At 63.2% G+C, this 825-nt stretch carries 1 protein-coding gene; it reads left to right on the top strand.

Translation table 11 applies throughout. The features are described 5' to 3' along the window. Nucleotides 1-795, top strand: a 795-nt coding sequence (locus tag NKI39_RS34220; RefSeq protein ID WP_352837575.1) for a helix-turn-helix domain-containing protein, incomplete at its 5' end; no start/stop codon positions are given. Nucleotides 796-825 lie beyond the last annotated feature (30 nt).

Here is an 825-nt window from a genome sequence, read left to right as displayed (position 1 = left end):
TATGAGGCATCGCTCGCCGAGCGCCGCTATGCCGCTTGCGACCCGGAGAACCGGCTTATTGCGGCCCAGCTCGAGAGGAGTTGGGAAGCCACGCTCAGGCGCGTGGAGACCTGCGAGGCCCGGCTGAGCGAAGTCCAGCGTGTGGAGCCTGTCGACGCGGTTCCGGACTTCACGGGCCTCGCCCAGAATCTCGAGGCCACCTGGAACGCGCCGGGTGTCGACATGCGCTGTCGTCAGCAACTGCTGCGCGCGCTCATCAAGGACATCGTGGCGGATGTCGATGACGATGCGCGCGACGTGATCTTGACCATCCACTGGCACGGAGGCCAGCACTCGCAGGTACGGGTTCGCAAGCCCAAATCCGGAGAGCATGGCCAGCGTACGCCTGAGGAGGCTCTGGCGATCATGCGATCCATGGCAACCCGATGGTCGGATGCCGAAATCGCTGCCACACTCAACCGCATGGGCATGCAGACCGGTCAGGGAAAGACCTGGACCGCGCGTCGCGTCCAATCGCTGCGCACGGTGCACAAGATCAGCGGCTATCGCTCTTCCGACAAGAATGGCGAGTGGCTCACCATGTCGGACGCGGCCGCCCGGCTTGGAGTCTCGCACGTCAAAATCCGCCGGTTCATCAGGGATGGCCTCTTGCCTGCCGAGCAGGTCATGCGCGGCGCACCCTACCAGATCCGCGCCAGCGACCTCGAAGACGAACGGATCAAGGCCGATTTGGCGCGCAATACTCCGCATCGCATCCACGACGACAACCAGGAATCGCTGTTTTCCGCCATTTGAAAAGGAGGTGCATAATGAATCGGTCTTCGC

The organism is Mesorhizobium sp. M0664 (assembly GCF_040320565.1).
Taxonomy (GTDB): Bacteria; Pseudomonadota; Alphaproteobacteria; order Rhizobiales; family Rhizobiaceae; genus Mesorhizobium.
The sequence above is the reverse complement of the archived record's forward strand: the minus strand, read 5'-3'. Positions and strand labels throughout refer to the sequence as shown.